This window comes from Mycobacterium sp. (genome assembly GCF_052144515.1).
Taxonomy (GTDB): Bacteria; Actinomycetota; Actinomycetes; order Mycobacteriales; family Mycobacteriaceae; genus Mycobacterium.
Genome location: NZ_JBKQQD010000307.1, coordinates 17,865 through 44,803 on the forward strand (window position 1 = coordinate 17,865; position 26,939 = coordinate 44,803).

At 65.1% G+C, this 26,939-nt stretch carries 32 protein-coding genes and 2 pseudogenes; 10 read left to right on the forward strand and 24 right to left on the reverse strand.

The annotated features are described in order from the left end of the window. Positions 1-54: 54 nt before the first annotated feature. From ACLP9N_RS20925 to ACLP9N_RS20940, 4 genes and pseudogenes are all read right to left on the reverse strand, one after another. Positions 55-974, reverse strand: a pseudogene (locus ACLP9N_RS20925) (NAD(P)H-dependent flavin oxidoreductase). Between the two features lie 89 nt (positions 975-1,063). Continuing rightward, on the reverse strand, positions 1,064-1,450 hold the full coding sequence (locus ACLP9N_RS20930) for an NYN domain-containing protein (protein ID WP_442409215.1): 387 nt from the start codon (positions 1,448-1,450) through the stop codon (positions 1,064-1,066). A 201-nt stretch (positions 1,451-1,651) separates the two neighbouring features. Further along, on the reverse strand, positions 1,652-2,398 hold the full coding sequence (locus ACLP9N_RS20935) for an alpha/beta fold hydrolase (RefSeq protein ID WP_442409216.1): 747 nt from the start codon (positions 2,396-2,398) through the stop codon (positions 1,652-1,654). A gap of 88 nt (positions 2,399-2,486) precedes the next feature. Next, on the reverse strand, positions 2,487-3,506 hold the full coding sequence (locus ACLP9N_RS20940) for a cation diffusion facilitator family transporter (protein ID WP_442409217.1): 1,020 nt from the start codon (positions 3,504-3,506) through the stop codon (positions 2,487-2,489). Between the two features lie 61 nt (positions 3,507-3,567). Between ACLP9N_RS20940 and ACLP9N_RS20945 the strand changes: the two genes are divergently transcribed. Then, a complete protein-coding gene (locus ACLP9N_RS20945) occupies positions 3,568-4,470 on the forward strand; it encodes an NAD-dependent epimerase/dehydratase family protein (protein WP_442409218.1) in 903 nt (300 codons plus the stop codon). Between the two features lie 10 nt (positions 4,471-4,480). Here ACLP9N_RS20945 and ACLP9N_RS20950 read toward each other — a convergent pair whose 3' ends face one another. The 8 genes and pseudogenes from ACLP9N_RS20950 to ACLP9N_RS20985 form a co-directional block, all read right to left on the reverse strand. Next, on the reverse strand, positions 4,481-5,317 hold the full coding sequence (locus ACLP9N_RS20950; RefSeq protein WP_442409219.1) for a glycoside hydrolase family 16 protein: 837 nt from the start codon (positions 5,315-5,317) through the stop codon (positions 4,481-4,483). A gap of 160 nt (positions 5,318-5,477) precedes the next feature. Continuing rightward, a complete protein-coding gene (locus ACLP9N_RS20955) occupies positions 5,478-5,660 on the reverse strand; it encodes a tautomerase family protein (protein WP_442409220.1) in 183 nt (60 codons plus the stop codon). Continuing rightward, complete coding sequence (locus ACLP9N_RS20960; RefSeq protein WP_442409221.1) at positions 5,657-5,881, reverse strand: hypothetical protein; 225 nt, start codon at positions 5,879-5,881, stop codon at positions 5,657-5,659. Before ACLP9N_RS20960 ends, ACLP9N_RS20955 begins: the two co-directional genes overlap by 4 nt. Positions 5,882-5,888: 7 nt before the next feature. Then, positions 5,889-6,134 carry a hypothetical protein gene (locus tag ACLP9N_RS20965; RefSeq protein WP_442409222.1) on the reverse strand — a complete coding sequence of 82 codons (246 nt, stop codon included), beginning with the start codon at positions 6,132-6,134 and terminating at the stop codon, positions 5,889-5,891. Positions 6,135-6,257: 123 nt separating this feature from the next. Beyond that, positions 6,258-7,565 (reverse strand): hydroxyacid-oxoacid transhydrogenase, encoded by a 1,308-nt coding sequence (locus ACLP9N_RS20970; protein ID WP_442409223.1) that lies wholly within the window; start codon positions 7,563-7,565, stop codon positions 6,258-6,260. Between the two features lie 99 nt (positions 7,566-7,664). Further along, positions 7,665-7,919: a hypothetical protein gene (locus tag ACLP9N_RS20975; protein ID WP_442409224.1), complete on the reverse strand. Its 255-nt coding sequence runs from the start codon at positions 7,917-7,919 to the stop codon at positions 7,665-7,667. 139 nt (positions 7,920-8,058) lie between these two features. Then, positions 8,059-9,518, reverse strand: a pseudogene (locus ACLP9N_RS20980) (amino acid permease). A 153-nt stretch (positions 9,519-9,671) separates the two neighbouring features. Beyond that, the gene (locus ACLP9N_RS20985; protein WP_442409225.1) at positions 9,672-10,454 is read right to left on the reverse strand and encodes a sulfite exporter TauE/SafE family protein; all 783 of its coding nucleotides are present in this window, start codon (positions 10,452-10,454) and stop codon (positions 9,672-9,674) included. Positions 10,455-10,563: 109 nt separating this feature from the next. On the opposite strand from ACLP9N_RS20985, the gene ACLP9N_RS20990 reads away from it, so the two are divergent. Both ACLP9N_RS20990 and ACLP9N_RS20995 read left to right on the forward strand, forming a co-directional pair. Continuing rightward, positions 10,564-10,818 (forward strand): hypothetical protein, encoded by a 255-nt coding sequence (locus ACLP9N_RS20990; RefSeq protein ID WP_442409226.1) that lies wholly within the window; start codon positions 10,564-10,566, stop codon positions 10,816-10,818. A 34-nt stretch (positions 10,819-10,852) separates the two neighbouring features. Further along, entirely contained in the window at positions 10,853-11,059 is a 207-nt protein-coding gene (locus ACLP9N_RS20995) for a hypothetical protein (RefSeq protein WP_442409227.1), read from the forward strand. A gap of 69 nt (positions 11,060-11,128) precedes the next feature. On the opposite strand, the gene ACLP9N_RS21000 is transcribed toward ACLP9N_RS20995, so the two are convergent. After that, complete coding sequence (locus ACLP9N_RS21000) at positions 11,129-12,142, reverse strand: NADP-dependent oxidoreductase (protein ID WP_442409228.1); 1,014 nt, start codon at positions 12,140-12,142, stop codon at positions 11,129-11,131. Between the two features lie 85 nt (positions 12,143-12,227). Here ACLP9N_RS21000 and ACLP9N_RS21005 point away from each other — a divergent pair, with 85 nt between their 5' ends. Then, on the forward strand, positions 12,228-13,070 hold the full coding sequence (locus ACLP9N_RS21005; RefSeq protein WP_442409229.1) for a class I SAM-dependent methyltransferase: 843 nt from the start codon (positions 12,228-12,230) through the stop codon (positions 13,068-13,070). A gap of 50 nt (positions 13,071-13,120) precedes the next feature. Continuing rightward, positions 13,121-13,774 (forward strand): class I SAM-dependent methyltransferase, encoded by a 654-nt coding sequence (locus ACLP9N_RS21010; RefSeq protein ID WP_442409230.1) that lies wholly within the window; start codon positions 13,121-13,123, stop codon positions 13,772-13,774. On the opposite strand, the gene ACLP9N_RS21015 is transcribed toward ACLP9N_RS21010, so the two are convergent. Genes ACLP9N_RS21015 through ACLP9N_RS21025 form a run of 3 tightly spaced genes read right to left on the reverse strand, consistent with a single transcriptional unit; the run spans position 13,755 to position 16,826 of the window. Next, complete coding sequence (locus tag ACLP9N_RS21015; RefSeq protein WP_442409231.1) at positions 13,755-14,831, reverse strand: prenyltransferase; 1,077 nt, start codon at positions 14,829-14,831, stop codon at positions 13,755-13,757. The two genes, ACLP9N_RS21010 and ACLP9N_RS21015, sit on opposite strands and share 20 nt — an antisense overlap. Then, complete coding sequence (locus ACLP9N_RS21020; protein ID WP_442409232.1) at positions 14,818-15,576, reverse strand: class I SAM-dependent methyltransferase; 759 nt, start codon at positions 15,574-15,576, stop codon at positions 14,818-14,820. The genes ACLP9N_RS21015 and ACLP9N_RS21020 overlap by 14 nt, the downstream gene beginning before the upstream one ends. Further along, on the reverse strand, positions 15,570-16,826 hold the full coding sequence (locus ACLP9N_RS21025; protein WP_442409233.1) for a glycosyltransferase family 4 protein: 1,257 nt from the start codon (positions 16,824-16,826) through the stop codon (positions 15,570-15,572). The genes ACLP9N_RS21020 and ACLP9N_RS21025 overlap by 7 nt, the downstream gene beginning before the upstream one ends. A 192-nt stretch (positions 16,827-17,018) precedes the next feature. Here ACLP9N_RS21025 and ACLP9N_RS21030 point away from each other — a divergent pair, with 192 nt between their 5' ends. Beyond that, positions 17,019-17,900, forward strand: a complete 882-nt coding sequence (locus tag ACLP9N_RS21030) for a DUF1906 domain-containing protein (protein WP_442409234.1) — start codon at positions 17,019-17,021, stop codon at positions 17,898-17,900. Between the two features lie 9 nt (positions 17,901-17,909). Here ACLP9N_RS21030 and ACLP9N_RS21035 read toward each other — a convergent pair whose 3' ends face one another. Continuing rightward, positions 17,910-18,953, reverse strand: coding sequence for a class I SAM-dependent methyltransferase (locus ACLP9N_RS21035; protein WP_442409235.1), 1,044 nt, complete (start codon positions 18,951-18,953; stop codon positions 17,910-17,912). A 171-nt stretch (positions 18,954-19,124) separates the two neighbouring features. Then, on the reverse strand, positions 19,125-19,838 hold the full coding sequence (locus ACLP9N_RS21040; RefSeq protein WP_442409245.1) for a TetR/AcrR family transcriptional regulator: 714 nt from the start codon (positions 19,836-19,838) through the stop codon (positions 19,125-19,127). A 48-nt stretch (positions 19,839-19,886) separates the two neighbouring features. Here ACLP9N_RS21040 and ACLP9N_RS21045 point away from each other — a divergent pair, with 48 nt between their 5' ends. Both ACLP9N_RS21045 and ACLP9N_RS21050 read left to right on the forward strand, forming a co-directional pair. Further along, entirely contained in the window at positions 19,887-20,156 is a 270-nt protein-coding gene (locus ACLP9N_RS21045) for a hypothetical protein (protein WP_442409236.1), read from the forward strand. Next, positions 20,153-20,938, forward strand: a complete 786-nt coding sequence (locus ACLP9N_RS21050; RefSeq protein ID WP_442409237.1) for an LLM class flavin-dependent oxidoreductase — start codon at positions 20,153-20,155, stop codon at positions 20,936-20,938. The genes ACLP9N_RS21045 and ACLP9N_RS21050 overlap by 4 nt, the downstream gene beginning before the upstream one ends. Positions 20,939-20,960: 22 nt before the next feature. On the opposite strand, the gene ACLP9N_RS21055 is transcribed toward ACLP9N_RS21050, so the two are convergent. Both ACLP9N_RS21055 and ACLP9N_RS21060 read right to left on the reverse strand, forming a co-directional pair. Continuing rightward, positions 20,961-21,836, reverse strand: coding sequence for an alpha/beta fold hydrolase (locus ACLP9N_RS21055; RefSeq protein WP_442409238.1), 876 nt, complete (start codon positions 21,834-21,836; stop codon positions 20,961-20,963). Between the two features lie 121 nt (positions 21,837-21,957). Continuing rightward, positions 21,958-22,308, reverse strand: a complete 351-nt coding sequence (locus ACLP9N_RS21060) for a winged helix-turn-helix transcriptional regulator (RefSeq protein WP_442409239.1) — start codon at positions 22,306-22,308, stop codon at positions 21,958-21,960. Positions 22,309-22,346: 38 nt separating this feature from the next. On the opposite strand from ACLP9N_RS21060, the gene ACLP9N_RS21065 reads away from it, so the two are divergent. Both ACLP9N_RS21065 and ACLP9N_RS21070 read left to right on the forward strand, forming a co-directional pair. Continuing rightward, positions 22,347-22,907 (forward strand): carboxymuconolactone decarboxylase family protein, encoded by a 561-nt coding sequence (locus ACLP9N_RS21065; RefSeq protein WP_442409240.1) that lies wholly within the window; start codon positions 22,347-22,349, stop codon positions 22,905-22,907. Between the two features lie 14 nt (positions 22,908-22,921). Continuing rightward, complete coding sequence (locus tag ACLP9N_RS21070) at positions 22,922-23,170, forward strand: acyl carrier protein (protein WP_442409246.1); 249 nt, start codon at positions 22,922-22,924, stop codon at positions 23,168-23,170. A gap of 33 nt (positions 23,171-23,203) precedes the next feature. Here the strand turns inward: ACLP9N_RS21070 and ACLP9N_RS21075 are convergent, their stop codons facing one another. From ACLP9N_RS21075 to ACLP9N_RS21090, 4 genes are all read right to left on the reverse strand, one after another. Beyond that, the gene (locus tag ACLP9N_RS21075; protein WP_442409241.1) at positions 23,204-23,779 is read right to left on the reverse strand and encodes a hemerythrin domain-containing protein; all 576 of its coding nucleotides are present in this window, start codon (positions 23,777-23,779) and stop codon (positions 23,204-23,206) included. Between the two features lie 138 nt (positions 23,780-23,917). Beyond that, complete coding sequence (gene katG, locus ACLP9N_RS21080; protein WP_442409242.1) at positions 23,918-26,125, reverse strand: catalase/peroxidase HPI; 2,208 nt, start codon at positions 26,123-26,125, stop codon at positions 23,918-23,920. A gap of 36 nt (positions 26,126-26,161) precedes the next feature. After that, a complete protein-coding gene (locus ACLP9N_RS21085) occupies positions 26,162-26,578 on the reverse strand; it encodes a Fur family transcriptional regulator (RefSeq protein ID WP_442371785.1) in 417 nt (138 codons plus the stop codon). A 71-nt stretch (positions 26,579-26,649) separates the two neighbouring features. Next, on the reverse strand, positions 26,650-26,939 hold a 290-nt coding region (locus ACLP9N_RS21090), incomplete at its 5' end, for a phosphorylase family protein (protein ID WP_442409243.1).

The window sequence follows — 26,939 nt, forward strand, 5'->3', positions numbered from 1 at the left end:
CCTGCGCCGAGACTTAAACTGCCGCGGCTGTTTCCGGCGTGTCGTGTACGTGGATTAAGTGTCGCGGCACCGATCGCCGACACCAGGCCCTGTACGCGTCTTACTTCCCCGGCCCAGCCGATCCGCCGTGGCGGCCAACACCTCTCGGCACCCGGTCCACATCTGCCTGATGATGTCGGCGGCCGGCGGAATGTCTTCGATACGCCCGGCCACTTGACCGGTATTCGCGACGCTGGCGTCCATGTCGCCGTCGAGTAGAGGCGCTGAACACGTTGAAGGGCGGCACCGCTCTCATCGAAAGACGCTGAGGCGTCGATCTTTTCCGCGGCGGCCGTTCTGATCACCCGCATCATCCGCTTGCCGTCGAGGGGGAGTAGCACGGTGGCGGTCTCGTCTGCGCGCACAACGGCTTCCTTGAGGTTGCGGTGCACCGGCGAGTCCGACGACGCGAGCAACCGCGTGCCCATCTGCACGCCCTCGGCACCGAGGACAAACGCCGCTGCCATCGACCGGGCGTCGCGGATCCCGCCGGCCGCCACGATCGGCACGTCGACATGGGCCGCCACCAACGGAAGCAGCACCATGGTCGAGGCTCCGAACCGATTTTTGAACCCGCCGCCTTCGACGCCCTCGACGACAAGGCCGTCCACGCCGGCGTCGACGGCCTTCTTGGCCGCCGCCAGGGTTCCCACCACGTGGAACACCGTGATGCCGGCGTCGTGGAGCCGTGCCGTGAACAGTGCGGGGTCGCCCGCCGAAGTGGTCACGAAGCGAATGCCGTTGGCGACGAGCAGGTCCACCATGCCCGGATCGCGGTTGAAGAGTAGGGCGATATTGGCTCCGACCGACCCGTCAGTGAGGTCGCGTACCCGCCGGAGGTCGGCACGGCCCTGATCGGAGGTGGTCTCGATGATGCCCAGCGCACCTGCGTTGGATACCGCCGCGGCCAACTGCGCACCGGCGATGTAGGTCATCGGCGCCTGAATGATCGGGATGTCGATGCGGGCGAGCGTGCAGACCCGGTTGGGTGCCGGGCTCTCGGGGCCAGATAATACTGTGGCGTTCATCGCACCTCACGCGGGTCGACGAGTTCACGAAAGCGATCCGCCGGGTAGACGGATGCACCCAAGCTTCGGACCCGGTCGGCCAACCCCTTGTCCGATGTCACGACACGAATTTCGTGCGTCCGGTCGTCGGCTTGCACGAGCCGCACGATTTCGTCGTCGGCCGAATTGGCCGCCGCCCTAGGCGCATGCGTTACCTCGATCCGCGATGTCGGGATGGCCTGCGACAGGGGCCGCTCAAACACCACCGTCACAAAGTCGCCGTCAGCCCCGTCAGCCCAACGGTCGAGCTTGTCCACCAACGCGATCATCGCAGCGCCGCGGTCCTTCCACCAACCATCCGGGCGAGTTCCGATCACGTTCATGCCGTCGACGATCCATCGCACACCTCACCGTACGGCGACCTTCATGTGCCAGCGGTGACACGCAGCGAAAAGGATCGGCCCGGTCCGGGGATGCGCTTGGGGGGCAACTGCGACCTCGGACCGGGCCGATCGGCATGGGGAAACTGGCGTTAAAACAATTCTAAGTGACCTGCGGGGGTGGTTAATGCACCTTTTAATTAGCTGGGAGCGCTTCCGCTCTGCTCACAGATGAGTCAAAAGCCGCTCGGCGAACACCTCGGGATGCTCCCGATGCATGAAATGCCCGCCCGGGACTTCCTCGACGATGTACTCATTGTCGAACATCCGGGCGGCGCCCCGATAGTCCGACGGCTCCGCCATCGGATCATCGAGCCCGGCAAAGGCGACCACCGGCACTGTGATCCGCGCCTTCAACGATGCGCTGGGTATGGGAGAGAGCTTTCGGTAATAGCCGAACGCCGCATTCAAGCTCGCCGGGTCTGAAAAGCTCTCGCGCACAGCGTCGAACTCCGTTGGGTCCGGATTCCACGTCGGAGACCATCGCCGACAAATGGCGGGCAGCGCGGCGAAGTCGTTGCGCGCGAAACGTTTCGGTGCACCCGGCAGCTTATAGACCGCGAAGTGGCGAACGCCCCACAGCTTCTTCGGCGACGGCTTGAGCGCCGCCGGGTGCGGAATGGCAATAGCGAAGAGCTTTTTCACCCTATCCGGGCCGAGCGCGGCCGCGCCGTACGCGGCCGAAGCACCAAAGTCGTGTCCGATGACGATGGCCTCGCGGGCGCCCAGCGCTTCGATCAACGCAAGCGGGTCGCGTGCCAAGGTCTCCTGATCGGTGTCGCGATCCGGAATGCCGCTGGGGGAGTACCCGCGCATAAACGGGCTCACCGCCCGATACCCTTTCGCGGCGATACGCGGGCGCAACTCGTCCCACGTGTGCGCCGTGTCCGGGAACCCGTGCAGCAGCAGCACCAGCGGTCCCGACCCCTCCTCGAGATAGGCGAATCTCAGCCCGTTCGCGTCGACGAAGTTGATCCCATCAACCATGGCCCTGTGGACTCTACGCCGCACCTCCTGGCGCGGCGAGGTCGTGCTCCGCGGGGTAGGCGTGGATCAATGCCGTAGTGAGTTTGGGGACGGCGTGCGTGAGCTCGTGCTCGGCGTCGTGTGCGATGCGGTGCGCCTGCCCCAGGTTGAGGGTGGGATCGACGTCGAGTTCGACGTCCGCGTGCAGGCGGTGCCCGATCCAGCGCATCCGCACACTGCGCACCGCTTGCACCCCGGGCTGGGCGGCCAACGCTTGTTCGGCGGTGTCGACCATTTTCGGGTCCACTCCGTCGAGTAAGCGGCGGAACACATCACGCACCGCGGTGCGCAACACGGCCAGGATCGCCACGGTGATGACCAGGCCGATGATCGGGTCGGCCAACGGGAACCCAAGCGCGACACCGCCGGCGGCGAGCACCACCGCCAGGGAGGTGAGCCCGTCGGTGCGGGCGTGCAGTCCGTCGGCGACCAGGGCGGCCGAGCCGATGCGCCGCCCGACCCTGATTCGGTAGACCGCGACCCATTCGTTGCCAATGAACCCGATCAACCCGGCGAGCGCGACCCAGCCGATGTGTTCAATCGGTTCGGGATTGGTCAGCCGCATGATCGCTTCGTATCCCGCGACGATCGCCGACAGCGTGATCATCGCGATAACGAACAACCCGGCCAGATCCTCGGCGCGACCGAGCCCGTAGGTGTATCGGCGCGTCGCGGCCTTGGTGCCCAGCGCGAACGCGATCCACAACGGCACCGCGGTCAGGGCGTCGGAGAAATTGTGGATGGTATCGGCGGCCAACGCCACCGACCCGGAGATGACCACCACCACGATCTGGGCGATCGCGGTCAACCCGAGGACCAACAGGCTGATCTTGACCGCATGGATCCCAGCGGCGCTGGATTCCAGAGCATCGTCGACACTGTCAGCCGCATCGTGGGAATGGGGAGTCACGATCTCCTTGATCGTCCCGCGCAGACCGTGCGGACGATGATGACCGTCCGCATGGACATGGCTCGTGCAACTATCTGCATGCATACGCAGATAGTAAGTCATGGGGCCGCCGAATGGCCAACGGAAGGTCGCCTACCATCAGCCCATGCGCGGCTCCAAGATCCTCATCACCGGTCCGACCGGCCAGGTTGCCACCCCCATCGCCAAGACCCTCGCTACCGACAACGAAGTCTGGGGCATCGCCCGATTCACCAACCCCGCCGTCCGGGAAGATCTCGAGAAGGCGGGGGTGCGGTGCCATACGGTCAACCTGGCCGCGGGGGACTTCACCGAGATCCCGTCCGACTTCGACTACGTGCTCAACCTGGCGGTGGCCAAGAGCGGCAGCTGGGACAAGGACCTCGGGGCCAACGCGGAGTCGGTGGGCCTGCTCATGGCGCACTGCCGCGGCGCCAAGGGCTTCCTGCACTGCTCGTCGGGGGCCGTGTATGACCCGCCGGGCGACGAACCCCGGACCGAGCACGCCGCCCTCGGTGACAACCACAAGGTCTTGTTCCCCACCTATTCCATCTCCAAGATCGCCGGCGAGGTCGTTGCCCGGTCGATGGCGCGCGTCCTGGGCCTGCCCACAACCATCGCCCGCCTCAACGTCCCCTACGGCGACAACGGCGGGTGGCCGTTCTATCACATGGAAATGATCCTGGCCGGGATCCCGATCCCGGTTCCGCCCGGCGGCCCGGCGCGCTACAACCCGATCCACGAGGACGACATCATCGCGACCCTCCCGAAGCTGCTCGAGGTGGCGTCGATCCCGGCGACCACGGTCAACTGGTGTGGCCACCAGACCGTCAGCATCCAAGAGTGGTGCGGCTATCTCGGCTCGCTCGTCGGCAAGGAGCCGGTATTCCAGGAGAGCGAGCAGGCGCTGCGCGGGAACCCCACCGACGCGAGCAGGATGCACGAGCTCATCGGCGAAACCACGGTCGATTGGCGCGACGGGCTGCGACGGATGGCGGCCAAGTTCCACCCGGCGTTGGTCGGCTCGTGATCGGCCCCCGCTACCAGACGCGGACGTAGTCGACGAGCATCTGCGCCGGGTAGGTCCCCGGCCCGGGGTCGCCGCCACCGGAACCGGCGACCGCGAGGTTCAGGACCGGATACACGGTGTAGCCGGGGTTGTTGAATGGCCAGTCCGGCAGTGAGTTCGCCGGAACGTTGAAGTACGGCTGCGCGCCGTCGGAGTAGTCCTGCCAGAAGCGGATCCCGGCCTCGTCCCACTGGCATCGCCAGGTGTGCCATCCGCTGTCGACCGCGATGTTGTGGGTCTTCCACTCCGACCCGTTCGACTTCGCGTGGACGGTGGTGGCCGAGGGCCAGCTCCTGTTGCCGTACCACTCGAGGATGTCGATTTCGCCACCGGGATCGTCGTTGCCCAGCCACCAGGCGGGCCAGGCGCCGGGGGTCAGGCAGTCGAGTTTGACCCGGGCCTCCCAGGTGTGGCCGACGCCTCCACGCCAGTTGCTGGTCAGCCTGCCGCTGTAGAAGGTGGGACCGTCCTTCGCGGCGCGGATGACAAGGTTGGAGTTGCCATCCAAGAATACGTTTTGGCGATCGTCCCGGTACTGCCCGACATGCTCGGGCAACTCCCAATACGTCGGATCTTTCATCGGCTCGCGGGCTCGCGCCACGTGCCACTTCGAGCCGTCGGGGGCCGAGCCGGCGGGGCCGTCGAACTCGTCCTGGAATATGTAGGCACCGGCACCGGCACCGGACGGCGCGGCGGGCGGCGGCGCCGGACGGGACGGGTTAGCGCTCGCCGCGGGAGTGGGAACCGCGGCTGCCAGCCCCCCGAAACCCGCCACCAACATCATGGTGCGACGATCCATCTCTCGCATAAGCAAGCGACGATAGCAGCCCACCCCGGACGAAGTTAAAACGCGATTTGCGCTAGCAAACCAGTGCGATGGTGATCATTGCTCTTGAATGAAGTATGCGCCCGTGTTCAGCAACTAGCCGGCCAGCCTACTCGTCTGCGACGAGTCCCTTCACCTGTTGTTAGTAGACGATTTTGCCGGCGCCCGCCCAATTGCCTTCGGGTATCTCGTGAATCAACGTCCACACGTGATAGGCGCGGGGGCCCGACGGGTCGATGTCTGCCGCGGCGCAGATCGCCGCGTGCACATCGGCGGCGAGTCGTTCCTTGCGCTCTTTGTTCAGCGCTCCTTCGAACACCGTCATGTCGGCCCGAAATCGGGGCTCGCCAGGTTGGCGGCCACCCAGCCCAGCAACTGCGCGGCGGGCTCCAGCGCGTGAAGGTAGACCACCGTGTTATCCCGCATGAACGCGGTGTCCGGGGCGCGTTCGGCACGCAGCAGTGCTGTTACCAGTTCGTCGGTCAGCTTGCTGAGGGCCTCGTCGTGCAACGAACCACGCACGAACGTCAAATCGATCATCGGCATTGGGGGATCACAGCTTTCTCAAACCTCGCACCACCTTGATATACGGCGCGGTGGTCGCCGCGCTCTTGCGCAGACTCGGTTGAAGCGCGCCTCCATTGCCCACCACGACATGGCGCATGCCGCGGTCGCGGAACTCTGCGATCTGTGCGATGACCTCATCTGGCGTTCCTACCGCGAACAACTCTTCCACCAGCGAGCGGGGAACTTTGGCGGCGTCCCGTCGCGCCGGTGAGAAGAACTTTCCTGCCGTCAAGGTCCATCCCCGGAATCTATCTTGCGCAAGCTTGATGGGTCGATAATCTTTGACATGCAGTGCGGTGTCCCTGCTTAACCGGGAACCCGCCGTATTCGATACATGACGGCTGACTTTGGCTGGCTACCAGTAGCGCATGGCTTGCCGAAACAGTTCCGCCAGAACCGGTTTGGGCATCTCTCGCGGGGCGTTCTGCAACAGGCGCTGCTGAGGGTAAGCCCCCTCCGTCAGGGCCGCCACGTCGTCTTCGGTGTAGCCCACACCGCTCAGCCCGTTCGGCATGCCGACCGCCCGCATGACGCGGATGAGTTCGTTGGCAAGCACCTCGCCCGCATCCTTGGCATCGGCGCCATTCGTATCCGCGCCGAGCAGCCGTGCGCCCTCCAAGTGCCGCTCGGGGCTCGCCTCCGCCGTGAAACGAAACGCCGAGGGCGCGTTGACGATCACGGCCATCCCGTGCGGCACCAGCGGCTCGTCGACCGGGTAGCCCGGCGGGCGAAATTCTCGTACCAGCCCCGCGACCGCGTAGGCCATGCCGTGTGGGGCGTGAACGCCCGCGTTGCCGAAGGCGATGCCCGCAAGCGTTGCGGCCCACATCATTTGCTCGCGGGCCTCGGTGTCGGCGGCGTCATTGACCGCTCGCTCCAGGTACTTGCCCAACAGGTGCAGCGCTTCTCGGCAGCCCAGATCGCTCCACGGATTGGCGCCCTGACTCATGGGCCGCAGGCTCGGTCGTTCGGGAGCCGACCGGAGGACGTAGGGCCTCGCGGTGTAGGACTCCAATGCGTGAGACAGCACATCGAGGCCCGCCGAGGCGACGACCTCGGGCGGCAGGCTCGCGGTGCAGTCGGGGTCGACGAGCGCTTCGGTGGGACGCAGCGCATGAGAAGCGATGCCCGTCTTTGCCTTGAGCGACAGCAGGTCGAAGATCGTGATGCCGGTGACCTCGCTGCCGGTGCCCGCCGTCGTGGGGCACGCGATGTGCGGCTTGAGCGGACCCGGTACGGGTTTGCCCTCGCCGACGGGCTTGTTGACATAGGCGAGGAAATCAGCGGGATAGGTGGCATACAGATTGGCGGCCTTGCAGGTGTCGATGACGGATCCGCCGCCCAGCGACACGTAGCCATCGGGATTCGACTCTTGCGCGAAGCGCGCCGCATCGAGGAACGACGCGTCGGTGGGCTCGACGTGCGCGTCGGTGTAGGTGATCACGTCCAGCCCCGCCGCGACAAGCGAACCATGCGCCTTGGCGAAGATGGGCAGTTGGGCCACGGTGGCGTCGGAGAACAGCGCCACCCGCCGCAGCCCGAGCGCGCGGGCTCGGTCACCCACCTCCGCCAGGCAGCCGCGCCCGAAGGTGACCCGGGACGCGTCGACGGTGAAGGCTCCGTCGCAGCCCTCGGGAGCGGTTGGGAATTCGCAGCACGCCATCGCGTCCTCCTGAGCCGGTCGCGACGGCAATCTACCGCAAAACCGAAAAGTTCCGAACCTAGGGCAGGTTCGGAACCATCCCGGTGTCTGGCGAGAGAGTCAAGATCCCTTGCTATAGCGGGTCAGCAACGCGATGGCCGCGATCGCCGCGACGGTACCGACCACGCCCCACAGCACAAACTGGAACACCAGCGAGCCCAGGAACAAACCGAAAGTGGCGGCGATGTACAGCAGCCAGATCAGGCGGAAGAAGCTCCACGCCGCGACGAGTCCGGCGCTGATCCCGATCATCAGGCTGCGTTGGCGATCGATGCGGTTGACGTGTTCTTGGATGCTGGTCGGCAGGAGTTGCATGTGATGTCTTCCTTTCGTGATGCGCCGCCTTGTTGGCGTCGTCATTACGGCAAGTACAGACCGTCGGAGTGGCTACCGATCCCAACAACTCCGTCCGGGCCCGCCGCTGAGCAGTGGTGGCCGTCCCGCTACCTCGCGGCTACCTCACGTCCAAGGGTTGGTTCATCTCGGCCTGGAACTGCCGGTATCGCTCCGCACGGCCCGGGCGGCGCCGAGCGACCAGCCACCTGACAGCGAGGGCGACGAACCACAGCGGGAACCACGCCAAGGCGATCGCGGTTTCGTGTTCGGTGATGAGCGTCCAGATGACGAACACGAAGAAGGCCAGGACGGCCCAGCAGCTCCCCACTCCGCCGGGCATCTTGTACGTCGAGCCGGCGCGACGGTCAGCGTAGTGGCGAGCGTAGACCAGGTAGCTGACGATGATCATCGTCCACACGAACAGGAACAGCAGCGACGCGACGGTCGTGACCAACGTGAAAACGGCGATCACCGAACCGCCCGCGTACAACAGCGGGACCGAAGTCAGCAGCAGCAGCGGAGCCGTGACGAGCAGCGCCGGCGCGGGCACACCGCCGCGGTTGAGTCGGCCGAAGATCAACGGCGCGCTGCCTTCGTCGGCAAGTCCGAAAAGCATGCGCCCGGTGGAGAATACGCCCGAGTTGGCCGACGACGCGGCGGACGTGATCACGACGAAGTTCACCATCGACGCTGCGGCGCCAAGACCTGCCAGGGAAAACATCATCACGAACGGCGACTCGCCGCTGGAGAACCGCCGCCACGGGATGACAACGAGGATCGCCAGCAGCGCGGCGATGTAGAAGACCGCAACGCGCACCGGGACGGCATTGATCGCACGGGGGAGGGCGCGGCGCGGGTTGGCCGTCTCGGCCGCGGCGGTGCCGACGAGCTCCACACCGACGAATGCGAAGAACGCGATCTGGAAGCCACTGATCACGCCCATGAATCCGGTGGCAAAGAATCCGCCATCGTTCCAAAGGTTTTCGATCGTCGCGCGGTCACCGTGCGGGGAAACGAAGCTGGTGGCCACCAAGATCGCACCGACGATGTTGAGGCAGAAGATCGCGGCGAGCTTGATCAAGGCGAACCAGAACTCGATCTCTCCGAAGTTAGCGACCCTGAACAAGTCGAATAGCAGAACCAAACCGACCGTGACCACGGCCGGTAGCCATGGCGGCAAGTCGGGCCACCAGAACTTCGAGTAGCCGGTGATCGCGATGATCTCGGCGACACCAGTGACAACCCAGGCAAACCAGTACGACCACCCGACGAGAACCCCGCGGCCGGCCCCAACAGGTCGGCCGCGAAGTCGACGAACGACTTGTAGTTGAGGTTCGACAGCAGCAGTTCGCCCATCGCGCGCAGCACGAAGAACACGAAGAAACCGATGATTCCGTACACCACGAGTACGGCCGGGCCGGCGTGGGAGATCGTTCGCCCGGATCCCATGAACAAACCGGTGCCGATCGCGCCTCCAATCGCGATCAGCTGAATTTGGCGGTTGGAAAGGCCCCGGCGGAGATGCGAGGCAGCTTCGGGGACTCCGCCGGGATTGGGGGCGGCGACCTCGTTCAACATTTATGGCGTCCTTGTCAGTGGTGGAGCGCCGGTTCCAACCGGAACGAGAAATCGCGCAGCGCCGTCTTGGCGATGACAATAAAGGTCGGCGTCCTCCGCTGTTTGCTGATTGCGTCAAGCGAAGAGATCTCGCGATCCCACGGCGGCCGGGCCCTACACCGTGAGCAGCCGGTAAAGCCCGATCAGGCCGACCACCACGATCGTCGCGCGCAGTGCATTCGGCGACAGCCGACGCCCATAGCGCGCGCCCAAAAATCCCCCGACCAGCGAACCCACCGCGATCAGCCCGGCCGCCGGCCAGCTGATCCGGTCGAAGGCGACCAACGTATAGCCCGCCGCGGCAACCATATTCACCAGCAGCGCCAGGAGGTTCTTCGCCGCGTTCATGCGTTGCACGGACTCCGGCAGCAGTGCCCCCATCACGCCAACCAGCAGGATGCCCTGCGCGGCGGTGAAGTAGCCACCGTAGACACCGACAGCGAACGTGCCGACCACCAGTGCGGTCATCCGCGCCGGGGTGATGTGCTCGGCGGAGCGCCCCGCCTCCTCGGCCCGCCGGCGCGCCCACGCCTGGATCCGCGGCCCGAGTACGACGAGGACCAAAGCCAGCACCAAAAGCACCGGAACCACCTGAGCGAACACCTTCTCGGGCAGATGCAGAAGCAGGAAGGCGCCCAGCACGGCTCCGGTCACCGACGCCGGGATCTGCCACCGTAAGCGATCCCACTGACCGGAAAGCTCGGCGCGATAGCCCCAGGTGCCCGAGGCATTGCCGGCCACCAGCCCGACCGCGTTCGACATGGTGGACGTGACCGGCGGATAGCCCAGAGCGACGAGCGTCGGGAAAGTGATCAGGGTTCCGGATCCAACGAGCGCGTTGATCGCACCGGCGCCGAGCCCGGCCAAGACGATCAAGACAACGCCGGAAACCGACACTCGGGCACCTTAGTAGTTCGCCGCATCACGCGATCGGCCCCACCCTTCTTGCCTTACTTGTTGGCTGGCCGTGACCTGCCCGCTACAGCAACAAAGGACCCTCATCTTCATGACGCCGATCGCGGTTATCTGTGTAGCGCTGACAGCACTGTGTATCGGCTACCACTTCGGCCGCCGCGCGGGCTCGACGCCTGCGACCTGGAAGAAACGAACATCCCGCGCGGCGCTGGCCAGGGCAGCGCTGAGCCTGATCCTGTTGATGAGTGCTCGCCGTGTCCAGCGAAACCATTTGACCTTGGCGCTGAAACTCGCTGAGCCGCTTCACCTCCTGCGGAGTGGTCTTTCGCTGCAGCGCTTCCATTGAGCGCCCCTGCACGGTGCTCGGCATAATTAGTTGCGTGACGCGAACCCGCACAGCGAAGGCCCTCGCCAACCCCGATCTGCCGCATAGCGCGCTCGTCCGCGAGCTGGAGCGCTACATCGAGGCCCACAATCCCGACGTGACCGACGTCAACGTGCTGAGCGCGACGGACACGGGTCAAGCCGACAAGAACCACAAGCCGGTCCGGCACTGGTACCACGTTACGTACGAAGCGCAGGACTGACTCACCAAACAGACGGTGCGCGTTTGGAAATCAAAGACTCATCGCCGCGTCGAGCCGGTAGCACCGCGCCTAGCCGGACGTCTTCACGACGAGCTTGCCGACGTTCTTGCCGTCGAACAGCATGTTGATCGCCGTCGGTAGCTGCTCGAAGCCCTCCACGACCGTTTCGAGCGGGATGAGCTTGCCGTCGGTGATCAGGCTGGCGATTTCAGCGCTCACCTCGGGCGCGCGGCCGAAATGGTCGAACACAATGAAGCCCTGCAGTGTCGCACGCTGGATCAGCAGGTTCCCGAATGCGCGTGGTCCCGGCGGTGGGTCGGCAGAGTTGTAGCCGGAGACCAGGCCGCACAGCGCCACGCGCGCGCGGATATTGAGGCGCGCGAAGATCGCGTCCATGATGTCGCCGCCAACGTTCTCGAAGTCGACGTCGATGCCGTTGGGCGTCGCCGCGGCGAGCTGGGCGCGCCAGTCGTCGGCGCGATGGTCGACGGCTGCGTCGAAGCCGAGCTGCTCGGTCAACAACGCGCACTTCTCCGGGCCACCGGCGATCCCGACGACACGTGCGCCGTCGGCCTTGGCAAGCTGACCGGCGACCGAACCCACCGCGCCGGCAGCGGCCGACACGACGACCGTCTCACCCGGCTGCGGCTTGCCGATGTCGCGGATCCCTATCCATGCGGTGAGCCCGGTCACCCCGAGCGCACCCATATAGGCAGACGGCGAGACACCCTCGGCAACATCGACGGGGAACAAAGGCATCGCGTCCGAAACCACCGCGTACTCCTGCCAGCCAACGAGACCCTGTACGGTCTGACCGACCGGATAGTTCGGATTCTTCGACGCGACAACCTCGCCGAGCCCGCCCCCGCGCATGACCTCCCCGATGCCGACCGGAGGCAGGTACGACGGTGTGTCGTTGATCCACCCACGGTTCGCTGGGTCGAGTGAGATCCAGTCGACTCGCACGAGCGCCTCGCCGTCGCCGATCTCGGGCACCGCTTCCTCGCTGAGTTCGAAGGTATCGGGACCGATGCGTCCAGTGGGGCGTTCGCGGAGGAGGAAGCGACGGTTTCGAGCGGGCATGAGCGAACCGTACCGAAGGCGGCCCTGGTTGCGACACCCACGAGCTGAGGAAGGCGGGGAGTCGGTGAGTGCTATAACGCAATGTATGTCAGGCACTGGGCACATCACCCACGTTTCCGATACCGCCCGATGGACCGCGTTGTATCGCGCGGCCGAAACGGCACGTCCGAATGCGTTGTTCAGCGACCCGCTCGCCGAGCGCCTCGCCGGTGAACAGGGCCACGCCATCGTCGCCAGGACTCCTCGCACGAGCCGCAACGGTTGGTGGCTCGTCGCGCGCACCAAGATCATCGACGACGTCATTGCGCAATCGATCGCCGACGGCTGCGACCGGGTGTTGAACTTGGCTGCCGGCCTGGACACGCGACCCTATCGTTTGGACCTTCCGTCTGATTTCGCTTGGGTGGAGGCGGATCTTCCGCAGTTGCTCAAGGAGAAAACAGAGCTTCTCGCCGACCAGACACCGCGCTGCCGGTTGACTCGGACAGCCGTCGACCTGGCCGACGCACGCGCCCGAGACGACTTCCTCAACGAGGCGCTGGCCGGTGCGACGAAAGCGCTAGTGCTCACCGAAGGCCTGTCGATGTATCTGGAAGACCGTGACATCGCCACACTATCGGAAGCGCTGACCCGACCCGAGGTCGCCTGGTGGATGCTGGACTTCGCCTTCCCGGGCCTGAAGAAGATGATGAACAAGAAGATGGCCGGCTTGCTGCAGAATGCGCCGTTCAAGTTCGCACCCGACAACGGAGTCGCCTACTTCGAAGACCTCGGCTGGCGCGTCGTCGAAGCGCAATCGGCGTTTGTGGCGGCCCACCGGCTCCGTCGGCTCCCGCTGTTCATGCGCCCGCTTGCGCGGCTGCCACAGCCGGATCTGCGGAACCCGGGCGGCTGGCGATGGAGTGCGGTCGCCCTCCTGACTCACTGAGCTGCGCTACCACCCGACCGGGCCCAAACGTCGACCGATAGGTTCGGCTGATGAGCCATGTCGACGCAAGTTCCACCGAGCGCTTGTTCGCGCTAGCCGAACAGGTGCGGGGCTTTATGCCGGCCGACGAGGGACGCGCGCTGCACGACGCGGCGCTGCGATACCTCGACGGCGGCGTCGCTGTCGAGATCGGCACCTACTGCGGCAAGTCCACCCTGTTGCTCGGCGCGGCGGCGCAGCAAACCGGCAGCGTGCTGTACACGATCGACCACCATCACGGCTCGGAGGAACACCAGCCCGGCTGGGAGTATCACGACACGTCGCTGGTCGACGAAGTCACCGGCCTGTTCGACACGCTGCCGACCTTCCGTCGCACGCTCGACGCGGCCGGGTTGGACGACCACGTTGTCGCCGTTGTGGGCAAGTCACCGATCGTGGCCAAGGGTTGGCGGTCGCCGCTGCAGTTGTTGTTCATCGACGGCGGCCACAGCGAAGCCGCCGCTAATCAGGACTTCGACGGCTGGGCGAAGTGGGTCGCCGTCGGCGGCGCGCTGCTCATCCACGACGTGTTTCCCGATCCGAAGGACGGCGGTCGGCCGCCCTATCACATCTATTGCCGCGCAATCGATTCCGGTCAGTTTCGGGAAGTCTCGGCCACCGGGTCGCTGCGGGTGCTCGAGCGTATCAGCGGCCCGGCCCAGTAGCGACACATTCGCAATCGAAGTCGGTCTGCAGGCCCATCGGCAGGCGGTCGCCCCGGAAGATCCCCGCGCCCGCGGTGGTGTCCGACAACGCGTCGGCCGCCAGGATCATCGCCGCCCCAGTCCAGGTGGTGCACTCCTCGGGCCACCGTTTCCCGTCCGCGAACACCAGCCCCGTCCAATACGAGCCGTCGTCTTCGCGCAAGTGCTGCATCGCGGCGAATTGACGATGCGCGGCCGACCGGTGGCCGATGGCATCGAGCGCCATCACCAGTTCGCACGTCTCGGCGCCGGTCACCCACGGTCGGTCGCTCACACAGCGGATTCCCAGACCGTCGATCACAAAGGTGTCCCAGCGCTGCTTGATCCGCGCGGCGGCCACCGGGCCGCGCAGCGCCCCGCCCAGGATGGGGTAGTACCAGTCCATCGAGTAGCGGTCCTTTTCGGTGAAGGCCTCCGGATGTGCGGCGATCGCGTGGCCCAGCGCCCCCAGCGCCAGTTCCCACTCCGGCTGCGGTTCGCCCATCAGGGCGGCAAGGGCCAGCGCGCACCGGATGCTGTGGAAGATGCTGGCGCACCCGGTCATCAGTGCTTCCGGAAGGGCACCGGATTCGCTTCGGGCCCAACAGATCTCACCGTAACCGACCTGCAAGTCGATAACGAAGTCGATCGCCTTGTGCACGACCGGCCACATCGTCGCGGCGAAAGACTTGTCGCCGGTGATCAGCACGTGGTGCCAGACGCCGGCGGCGATGTAGGCGCAGAAGTTACTGTCGCTGTTAGCGTCTTCGACTGTGCCAGAACGGGTCTGGATGGGCCAGGAGCCGTCGGGCCGTTGCGTTTGACGGCTCCACTCGAAGGCGGCCCGCGCCGGCTCCAGCAATCCGGCCGTGGTGAGTGCCATCGCACATTCCACGTGATCCCATGGATCGGTGTGCCCGCCGACGAACCAGGGGATAGCGCCCGATGGTTCTTGCGCGGCGGCGATAGATTCTGCGGTTTGCCTGCACTGCTCGCGAGTGAGCACGCCCGGAACCGCCGGCGAGTTAAACCGACGCAACTGAACGTCCCATTGTCGCTTGGCTTTCTGCCGTCTGAGGCTTGATGAAATACATAGCCACGCTCTTGCCCACCAGCGGGTTGAGCAGTGACTCGGCGACCTGCGTTATCTTCGGACGCTGCATCAGATCCCACACCAGCAGCTTGTGATACGCGGCGACCACGGGATGGTCGGGCTTCGAGACGCCCACAGCGCATTTCAGCCACCAGAACGGCGAGTGCAGGGCATGCGCATGGTGGGAATGCGTTAATTCCACTCCGCCGCTGGCGATTTTGTCCTGCAATTCGCTGGCCCGGTAGATACGCACATGGCCGCCCTCGTTGCTGTGGTATTCGTCGGAGAGTAACCAGCACACCCGCTCGGGCAGCCACCGCGGCACGCTGACCGCCAGTGTGCCACCGACTTTGAGCACCCTGATCAGTTCGGCGATGGCGGCGTCGTCGTGGGGCACATGCTCCAGGATTTCGGAGGCGATGACACAATCGAAGGTCTCGTCGGGGTACGGCAAGCTCAGCGCGTCACCGACGATCACCTTGGCCGACGCCGTAGGCGGCGCCTCACCGTCTTCGGCCATCGCCCGCAGGATGGTGTCCACTGAGCGCAGTTCGGACTCGTCTTGGTCGAACGCGACGACGTCGGCGCCGCGCCGATAGGCTTCGAAGGCATGCCTGCCGGCTCCGCAACCGACGTCGATGACCCTGGTGGACGCCCCGATGCCCAGCCGGTCGAAATCGACTGTCAGCACTGCGATTCGCCTTCGGAGACGGCCTTTCGCGCGATTGCCCGCTCATAGACCCGCACGGTTTGGGCGGCCACGGCTTCCCAGCTGAACACGTTGACCGCACGTACCCTGCCGGCGTTCCCCAGGCGGCGGCGCTTTTCCGGCGAGTCGAGGAGCTCGCCGATCGCGTGGGTCAGCGCATCGACGTCGGCAGCCGGCACGAGTTCCGCGCACGCGCCATCCGTCCCCAACACTTCCGGCAACGCGCCCACCCGACTGGCCACGATCGGAGTGCCACTCGCCATGGCTTCCACCGCCGGCAGCGAAAACCCTTCGTAGAGCGACGGAATACAGGCGACCTCGGTGGATGCGAACAGCGCCGCCAACTCGGCATCGGTCAGCCCATTGCTGATGTGGACGATGTCGGAAATACCCAGCTCGGCGATGAGTTTCTCGGTGGGCCCGTTGGGCTCCACCTTGGCGACGAGCCGCAACTCGAGATCCCGGCTCGTGCGAAGTTTGGCGACCGCGTGAAGCAGGGTACTGACGCCCTTCAGCGGGGTGTCGGCGCTGGCGATGGCCATCACCCGGCCAGGTTGGCGCGGCAGCGATCCCGGCTTGAACAACTCGGTGTTCACGCCCAACGGCACCACGTGGAGTTGATCCGGCGAGACACCAAAGTCGGTCACGATGTCCGCCGCAGACGACGACGAGACGGTCAGCAGGTCGGGAATCTGGCTCGCCACCTGCTTCTGCATATTGGAAAATCCATACCACCTGTGCACCAATGGTTTTCGCCACCATCGTGCCGCTGCCAGGTCGAGCACCCGATCGCGGGTGATGGGGTGATGCACCGTGGCCACCACCGGCAGGCCGGCGTCGGCAATGGTGAGCAGCCCGGTTCCCAGGCTCTGGTTGTCGTGGACTAGGTCGAAATCGCCCGCACGGTCGGCTAATAGCCGCGCGACACGCATTGTGAACGTGCGTGGTTCGGGAAAGCCCGCGGTCCACATGGTGGCAAGTTCCAACAGATCGATCGAGTCGCGGATCTCGCTGGGTCGCGGCACCCGGAATGGGTCGGGCTCACGATAGAGGTCAAGGCTGGGTACTTCGGTCAAGCGCACCCGCGGGTCGAGCAGGTCCGGATAGGGCTGGCCGGAGAAGACCTCGACGTCGTGGCCGAGTTCCACCAAACCGCGGCTGAGATGGCGCACATAGACGCCCTGTCCGCCACAATGGGTCTTACTCCGATAGGACAGCAGGGCAATCCGCATACTCAACCCTTCTGCGCTGGATGAACGACGGCGGAAGTGTGCCCCCCATCCATCGCGATCAACCGGACTCCCGACTCCGCGATAGCAAACTGGACACCTGTCCAGACTATAGTTCGATCACCTAATCGACGCAACGCGGGCCCCCCGGGACACCGCCGCCACGCGCCACGCAATCAGCTGAACCAGCATGTCATGGGCCGGTTCTTCGGATCGGCAGAGGTAGTCGATACTCCCGCTCGGCGGCCGGAACAGGTGCTCCTGCGGTTTTGCTACCATCGCGCGGTGCCCGGTTCGGCTACTTCAGGTGAACGCGACGGACGGCGATCCGTCTCGAGACGCGACGTCTTCAAGTATGCGCTTTCACCGGCTCTGCTCAGCCTGGGGACGCTTGCCGCAACGCCCGGCGGGCCTAGAGCATCAGCCGCCGCCACGAGGCTGATCGATTTTGCGGAGCGCAGGATCGCGCCGGATGAAATCAAGTCGGCCGGCTATGACGGAGTGGTCAACTACGTGTCCGAAGAGCGCCCGGGCGCGCACTTCGAGGCAAAGCCGATCACCCGGGATTACGCGGACGCGCTGCGCGCAGCGGGGCTACACATCGTCAGCAACTTCCAGTACGGCAAGCCAGGTTGGCCCACACCGTCGGATTTCACCCGCGGGCATGACGGCGGCGTGGCCGACGCTCAGACGGCGTTGCGCCTGCACGGTGCGGCCGGTGGCACGAATTCGGCTCCGATCTTTTTCAGCGTCGACGACAACATCGACCTCGACACGTGGAATAGCCTTGCGGTCGAATGGTTTCGGGGGATCAACTCGGTACTGGGCGTGGAGCGCACCGGTATCTACGGACACTCCAACGCGTGTGGGTGGGCAGTCAGGGACGGTGTGATTGGGCACTCCACCACCCCGGGGTTCCGGTGGGCGTGGCAGACGAAGGCATGGTCGAATGGCGAGCGCGAGCCCACGGCGGTGCTTTACCAGGCGATCATCAACGGTCCCCTCTTGGGCGGCATCAACGTGGACGTCGACGACGTCCTTGCGCCCGACTATGGGCAGTGGGATCTCGATCGGTGACCTGACGCCTCAACCCGTTTTCCGGTAGACGAGCCAGCGCAATTCGATCGGGGATTCCTCGCGCTCGACGTCAAAGATGTCGAGGCCACTGGCCCATCCGTCGAACCAGCCCGTGGGCGGCCAAGCGCCTTCGGGCAGGTGGGCCTTCTCGTACTCGTAGGCGGGGTCGTCGGCAATGAGCTCAAGAGGTAGCTGGTCAGCGGCACCGGTCACTTCGTCGCGGGTGAAGATCATGCTGTTGAACTGCTGCCCGAGTTCGCGCGCCGCGTCGTCGGGGGTGTAGCCGGGGCGCGGCAAGAAGGTGTTGAGCACCAAGCGTCCGCCGGGAACCAGCAACTGGGCGCTGAGTTCGAACAGCCCGCGCAACTGCGACGGCGTGCGGAAGTCGGGAACAACTTCCGAGACCACGATCAGCTGATATTCCGACTCGGCACCATCCGTGGCCGTGAAGACATCGCCCTGGATGACGCGGATGTCGAGAGATTGGCTTCCGGCCTCCGAGCGAATGGTGTCGGCGAAGTTTGCGGTCATCTCGACCGCGTCCACCGGGTGCCCGCGTCGCGCCAGGGCCAGGGCGTTGCGCCCGGTACCAGCGCCGATATCGAGCACGCGGTAGGTGGCGGGATCGGCTGCTTCGCCGGCCAGCGCCCACACCCGTGCGTCCGGTTCGCTGCCGAAGAGCGGCGGCGGGCGAACCGCAACCCAGCGGTCGTAATCCTCCTCGATCGTCAGCCAATCCGCTTTGACGCGATAGTTGAGGGTGGTGCCCCAGGGCGCGTTGAACTCGATGACGACGACCGAACGAGGGGAGGTCTTGTAGGCCTTCGTTAATTCGCCCTTCAGCACCCTCTTGAGCTGAGCGGATTGCTCGACCGTGTACTGAATGCCCATGCCGGCAAAGACCTTTTCGCACATCTTGACGTACTCATCGACCAGGCTGGGAACCGCCGGTACCGTGATTTTGCCTTCGGCCTCGGCTCGGCGATGCAACCGTCGGGCCATCGCTTCGCGCAGCACCGACGCGTCGAAAGATCTGGGGGGCGGGTCCTCCACCAGACTCTTGTACACGACCCGACCGGTTCACACCAGCGGTGGGACCGAAGGGCGTAATTGCATACAAAGCCGCAAACGGCGCCCGAAACGCCGCCGTAGTCCCTATTGAAACCCGTCAATCCAGCAGCTCAAGCTTCAATCAGAAGCCTCGATTGCGTACAGTTCGCGGATTCAGGGGCGCAGGCCGGAGAGCACCATGGCGGCGAAGGCATCGCCGATCTCGGTCAGCGTGTTGCGTCCACCGGGCACATACCAGCGGTGAATCCAGTTGTGCATGCCCAGAATGCCGAGCATCACCAGCCGCGGGTCGAGGTCTTTGCGGAAGACGCCCGACGCGATGCCCTCCTCGACAATCGCGAGCAGCGTTTTGCCGTACGCGTCGGCGTTGGTGACGATGTCACGCGCTTCGGGAATGGCCGCAAGGTGCTGGCTTTCGCTGAACAGCAGGAAGACTTCCGGATTGGCGACCAGATCCTCGATGTAGGCCCGCAGTGCGCGCCGCAACTTCTCGTCCGCCGGCGCATCGGACTCAAGGGCCTCGCGACAGTGCCGGGTCATCGTGTAGGCCGGCTGCTCGATCAGTGCGACGAGCAACTCCTCCTTGGTGCCGACGTAGTAGTAGAGCGAGGCACGGTTGATGCCGACCTCGACAGCGACGTCTTCGAGGCGTGCTCGCGCGAATCCTTCACGGCGGAAGACCTCGGCAGCTCCTTTGAGGATGGTTTGCCACCGCTCGCCGGAGGCTCGGCGGTCGGCGTTGCGCCGTTCATGGCGCCGACGTGCGTTGTCGCTCTGCGGGCGTGTGGCTGGAATCGTTCGTCCTCCTCGTGCGTATCGCGCTAATAAACCTACGCCATCAGGGCCCGGAGCTGCGGAAAGACACAGCTATCAACGTGAACGTTGACGCTGACAAACTGGTGGCGGCGTCGTAGCGTGCCGACTGATGCCGAGTCATCGCGGCGACCTCCAACGCCAGGGACAACGGCAGCACCGCGCCCACGCCATGGCGAGCAGGCGGTTGACCGCCATCTTCGTGCCCTCTACGGCCTGGGGCGCCAGCTGCGTGAGCCGGACGGCGGTCGACATCGCCGCCGGAAGCACGTCGGCCTCCAGCTCGATTACCTCACGCACGGCCGGGCGATGCTGGGTGTCGGCCCCGGAGCGTTGATCTCCGACGCGACCATGATGGGCATCATCCCGTGACGCAACGGCCGCGGATGAACGAGGCGCTCGGCGTGATCATCCGGCTGCTCGCGGGTGAGACGGTCACCCACCATAGTGACTGGTTCACCTTGAATGAGGCTCGGCTGCAAATGCTTCCGGTAAACGGCTCGATGCCGATCGCGGTCGCATCGAGCACCTCACCGTCGGGGATGACGGCCGCGGGCATGCACGGAGTGGGTGTGCTTTCGCTGGGCGCCGGGCTGATCGGCGGCAAAAAGGATCTGGCCGCGCACTGGGCGTTGGGGGAGAAGGCCGCCGCTGAAAGCGGCAAGCAGCTTCGCCGCAAAGAATGGCGACTGGTGATTCGCGCGCATCTCGCGCACACCCGAGAGCAGGCGATCGCCGAGGTGCGGGAAGGGCGGGAAACCGAACGCGTCGGCTACTTCAAGCGCGTCGCCGGGCTGAAAAACGACTACACCTTGGAGCAGGAGATCGCCAAAGACGCCGCGATCGTTGGCACGCCCGATGACATGATCGAGGCGCTGCACCGACTGCAGAAGATCACCGGCGGATTCGGCGGGTTCCTGGTGCTGGCCGGCGATTGGGCCGACCGCGAGGCGACGCTGCGCAGCTACGAGTTGATGGGCCGCTACGTGATTCCCGAGTTTCGCGGGCACCTGGACCCGCTGAGGGCCAGCTACGACATGGTGGTGGCCAAGAAGCGCGACTACGGCGCGCCGGCGATGGCGGCGATCAAGAAGGCCTACGAGGACGCGGGCCAGCAGATGCCCGAGGATCTCAACCCGACCAACCTGCGCTGAGTCGGCTACCGCCTCGGCAACATCAATGCAGGGCTGCCAGGTCCGTCGCGGGTGTGGTTGTGGCGATGAAGTTTTCGAGAATGTTCGCCACGGCCATCGGCGCCTCGACGTGAGGGAAGTGTCCGATCCCCTCGAGCACCTCGAGACGACTGCCGGTTAGCGCGTCGTGTGCGGCGTAGGCGTGCGAGACCGGAATGATGCGATCGTGATCTCCCCAGATCAGCACGACGGGCAGACCGGCAGTCAGGTGAAGCTTGTTCAGCGCGCTGACGGCCTGACCACGGTGGTCCACCACCGAGCGCAATGTGCGCAAGAACGCGTGGCGGCCCGCTGAATCCGACAGTGAGCAGTACGCCTGCCACATCTGACCGGCACGCGGCGCCCGGATCCCGGCTGAGGTCAGCCAAGAGCCCAGCTTGTTGCCGAGGTTGAGCACCGATTGCGGCGCGACCACCGGAAGCACCAACTCTGCGCCGGGGGCAGACAGAAGTCGCAGCATCGGACTGAGGTCGGGGCCAAGACCGCCGCTGCCGATGAGGGCCAGCCGTTCGCAGTAATCCCGATGCTGGTAGGCGAACTGCATCGCGATACCGCCGCCGAGTGACTGGCCGACCACGGTTGCCCGGTGCACCCCGAGCTCGTCGAGGAGGTCGCGAAGAAAGACCGCGAAGGCGCCCAGCGAGTAGTCCCCACGCGGTTTCGCGGACATGCCATGGCCGAGCAGGTCCGGCGCGATGACACGGTATTTCGTGGACAACTGCGGAATGATCGCCCGCCAGGTGGCCGAACTCCCGGCCATCCCGTGGATCAGCAACAGCGCGGGGCCTTCCGGATTCACGCCGGCATCCCGGTAGGCGATCCGGTCTCCGTGCAATTCGAGGTACGTCAATTCGCTCATGTGAATCGTTTCATCCGTCTCGGTGGTCAGTCGCCTCGGCGGCTGGAAGCGTTAATCGGAGTCGCGCTGCGGCGACAAGGACCGAGGCATACGCATATTGAATAACTTACGCCTTCGTAGGTTACTGGTAGGTAATATCGTGGCGGGGCTCACAGCTCCCTTGCGCCCAGTCGTCGGCCCAGGCTTGGAGTGGCTTCAATGCGTTCATGAGTGCCTGGCCGTGATCAGTGAGGTGATAGCCGCCATCGGAGTGCTCCACGATGTGCAGCGCTCGCAGTTCCTTGAGGCGGGTGTTGAGCGAGCCGGGATTCATCTCGGACGCCGCCTGAAGAGCGCGAAAGGTCAACGGATCGCCGCGCAATTCCCACAGGATGCGCAATGCGCCGCGCCGGCCCAGGGCATCGAGGGCGACCATGATGGGCCGTCCGGAGATGGATCCCCGTACTGGCTTGCCGATCCGCGGAGCTGACATGCTTCATATTTTGTAGCATCGCGGCGTAGAGTGCCAGGATGAATTGCTATAAAAACCATAGCGCGCGCATTGCGCCCGCTCCGCAACCCTTGCCCGCCGACGTCCAGCAGGCCATCGACGCCATCATGCGTGGCAACCCCCCGCTGGTGCTGTTCACCACGTTGGCCCGCGACCACCGGTTGTTCTTCAAGTTCTTCAACTCCGGCCTGCTCGACCGGGGGCACCTGACGATCCGCCAGCGCGAGATCGTCATCGATCGGGTCACCGCGTCCTGCGGCGCCGAGTACGAGTGGGGAGTGCACGTGAGCACCTTCGCCGCCAAAGCCGGGTTGAGCGAGGAGCAGATCACTTCGCTGACGACAGGAGGACCACAGGATGCGTGCTGGGACGACGGGGATCGCGTCCTGATCCGGCTCTGCGACAGCCTGCAAACCAACTGCACGGTCGACGACGAGCTATGGGCGCAGTTGAGCACACACCACAGCGACGAGGCCATCCTCGAGCTACTCATGCTTGCCGGAACCTATAGAACCGTAAGCTATCTCGTGAATGCGGTGCGTCTGCCGCTCGAACACGGCGCCCGCACGTTTCCGACATAGTGCGGTTCAGCGAGCTGACGCGTTTAGGTCATCGACGAACGGGACGCACCACTGGGTCAGCCGGATTGAGCGACGTCACGTTCGACCTCATCCCACTGCAATGTCACTCACTCAAAGCCGGCCATGACTACGGACACTATGTCCGTGATGCGAAAAACGCTGGGCTGGATGACGTTGCCTCGTTTTTTGAAGATGTCATGTCCCAAGACTCACAACGGGCGCACCACTGTCATGAGCTTCTTGCCGAGTTGACGTCGTCGTAATTTGAAACCTGCTGCGGCTCGCGCTATTTGGGGCTATTTGACGCCCTTCAGGCTGCCGATGTTAAGGGAACCGTCGGTGCGCTTCGGCGAGGGGTTCTCGAGGTCCTCGACGTAGCGCTGCGGGTCGCGATCGACGATCGGCAATCCCTCGGTGGTGGGGTGCTGATCCATAAACTCGCTGTACTGCCGTCCGAGTGCTTCGCGAAGGCCTACGGGGGCATGGCGACGGAAGTCCGAGAGTCCTTGCCGTTCTTCTTCGCCCATGTGGTCGTCGTTGGCCACCCGGGTGCGGCCGACCGCCGTCCACCACTGTTCAGTGCCGACCCGGGCCGCGTTGGCGGTGCGGACTCCATCGCGAATGTCATTGTGATCACCGATGGCATCGAGCGTTTCGCCTTCGGGATCGTCGGCGCCCCGCTTCAGCAGTTGCGGGTAGAAGATCTTCTCTTCGATGTAGGCGTGCACATCCAGCTTGTCGGCAAGCGGACGCCAAACCCGTTCGAGTGCAGCGCGGTTAACCGGCGTCTGCGCCTGCAGATAATCCAGCTCGGCGAATTGTTCGCGGAACCAATCATGGTCGGCGAGGATCAACGTGGTGATGTCAGCCATTCGACTCCCAGCCTCCCCTGACCGCTTGGGGTCATCCTGTTCCATGCTGACGGAACCAGTCAATCGAACAGAGGACGACACCCCCGCGAGCCACTGGCTTGCGGGGGTGTCGCACCGTTGTCGACGAACAGGCCGGTGTTACTTGACGTCGAACCGATCGTTGTTCATGACCTTGACCCATGCCGCGACGAAGTCCTCCACGAACTTCCCCGCGTTGTCGTCCTGCGCGTACACCTCGACCAGTGCGCGCAACACCGAATTCGAGCCGAACACAAGGTCATTCGCGGTAGCCGTCCACTTGAGAGCGCCCGAGGCCCGGTCGCGGCCCTCGTAGACATTCTCCGCAGTCTCCGACGGCTTCCACTCGGTGCCCATGTCGAGCAGGTTGACGAAGAAGTCGGTCGTCAATAGGCCCGGCTTGTCGGTGAACACGCCGTGCTTGCTGCCGCCGTGGTTGGCGCCGAGGGCACGCAGACCGCCGATGAGCACCATCAGCTCCGGACCGGTCACACCCAGCAGGTAGGCCCGTTCCAGCAGCAACTGCTCGAGCGGAGCCTTCTCGCCCGGCCGAGCGTAGTTGCGGAACCCGTCGGCCCGCGGCTCGAGCACGGCGAAGGACTCCACGTCGGTGTTCTCCTGCGAGGCGTCGGTGCGACCCGGCGTGAACGGCACCGTGACGGTGTGACCCGCGTCCTTGGCCGCCTTCTCCACGGCCGCCGAGCCGGCCAGCACGATCAGGTCCGCCAGCGAGATCTTCTTGCCGCCGGAGGCCGAACCGTTGAAGTCCTGCTGGATCTTCTCCAGGACCGGCAGCACCTTGCCCAGTTCGGCGGGCTCGTTGGTCTCCCAGTTCTTTTGCGGCTCAAGGCGAAGCCGTCCACCGTTGGCACCGCCACGCTTGTCGGTGTTGCGGTAGCTTCCCGCCGCTGACCAGGCTGTCTTGACCAGCTGAGAAACGGACAGACCGGAGTCGAGCACCTTGGCCTTCAGCGCGGCGACGTCCTGGTCGTCGACCAACGCGTGGTCCACGGCCGGAACCGGGTCCTGCCACAACTGTGGCTCGGGAATCCACGGCCCGAGGTAGCGGCTGATCGGGCCCATGTCGCGGTGCAGCAGCTTGTACCACGCCTTGGCGAAGGCCTCGGACAGCTCCTCGGGGTGGTCCAGCCAGCGCCGGGTGATCTCGCGGTAGATCGGGTCCTCGCGCAACGAGATGTCGGTGACCAGCATCGTCGGGGCGCGGCCCGGCCCGCCGAACGGGTCGGGGATGGCGCCGGCGCCGGCGCCGTCCTTCGCGGTGAACTGCCACGCCTCGCCGGGGCTCTTGGTCAGCTCCCATTCGTAGCCGTACAGGTTCTCCAGGAACCCGTTGCCCCACTTGGTCGGGGTCGTGGTCCAGACGACCTCCAGGCCGCTGGTGATGGCGTCCTTGCCTTTGCCGGTGCCGTAGGAGCTCTTCCAGCCCAGACCCTGTTGTTCGATCGGGGCGGCCTCCGGCTCGGGGCCGACCAGATCGGCGTCGCCGGCGCCATGGGTCTTGCCGAAGCTGTGGCCGCCGACGATGAGTGCGGCGGTCTCTTCATCGTTCATTGCCATCCGGGCGAACGTCTCGCGGATGTCTACTGCCGCGGCGACTGGATCCGGCTTGCCTTCGGGGCCTTCGGGATTCACGTAGATCAGACCCATGGTGGTCGCACCGTAGGGTTGCGCGAGGTCCCGCTTACCGGAGTAGCGCTTGTCGGTGCCCAGCCAGGTGCCCTCTTCGCCGAAGAGAATTTCTTCGGGCTCCCAGATGTCAGGGCGGCCGAAGCCGAAGCCGAAGGTCTTGAACCCGAACGAATCCAGGGCTGCGTTGCCGGCGAAGATGATCAGGTCCGCCCAGGAGATCTTGTTGCCGTACTTCTGCTTGACCGGCCACAGCAGCCGGCGAGCTTTGTCCAGGCTGACGTTGTCCGGCCAGCTGTTTATCGGGGCGAAGCGCTGGGCGCCCTGGCCCCCGCCGCCGCGGCCGTCGTGAATGCGGTAGGTACCCGCGGCGTGCCAGCTCATCCGGATGAACAGGCCGCCGTAGTGACCGTAGTCGGCGGGCCACCAGTCCTGCGAGGTGGTCATCACCGAGATTACGTCAGCCTTGAGCGCCTCGACGTCGAGCTTGGCGAACTCCGTGGCGTAGTCGAAGTCCTCGCCGAGCGGGTTGGATTGGAGCGGGTGCGAGTGCAGCTTCGACACGTCGATCTGGTTAGGCCACCAGTCGCGATTCGTCAGGGGAGCATGCGCCTTCGGTGTGGGGGCGGAGATCACCGGGTTTTCGCTTTCGCTGCCACCATGGGTTGTATCGGATGACACAGTATTCCTTTCAGGGTTAGGTGAATTGAGCTGTGATCACGGCTGTGATCCGGAATTTGCCGTCGAGCAGTCGGGGCATAGACCCCAGTAGATGACTTCGGCCTCGTCGAGAACGAAACCATCCAGCACGTTGTCATCGTCCGACGGGGTCAGGCACGGCGCCTCACCGACTGCACAGTCGACGTCGGCGATGATCCCGCAGGATCGGCACACGACGTGATGATGGTTGTCGCCGACCCGCGATTCATAGCGGGCGACCATGCCTAACGGCTGGATCCGCCGAACAAGACCCACGGCGGTCAGCGCGTTGAGAACGTCGTACACGGCCTGGCGAGAGACATCGGGAAGCCCGGTCCGCACCGCCGACAGGATCGTCTCGGTGTCAGCATGCGGACGAGCGTGGACCGCCTCCAAGACGGCGACCCTGGGCCGGGTCACCCGCAGATCGGCCATCCGCAGCTGTGCCGAGTAATCCGTCGACGTCGACGACACGAACCCAATATGCCGCTCTTATCTGGAATCAGTCAAGACTTTTCAGCAACCGCGATGATCGCGGCCTCGGCCGCCCTCCTGGTCGCCAGCGTGGCGTGTCTGCCGAGCCGGATCAGGCGGGGGAGAGCGCCGCGGCGCCGGACCAGGAAGCCGGCCACGGCCGCCAGGTTCACCGTGCCATCCGAGTGGATGAGGCCCGCGATCTCGGCGTCCACGCTGGCCCGGTCGCTGATTGCCCGCACCACGGACCACGCGACACCGCGCTGCTCGCACACCTTCGCGACCGCGGCCGTCTCCATGTCCAGAGCCACGACACCGCGCG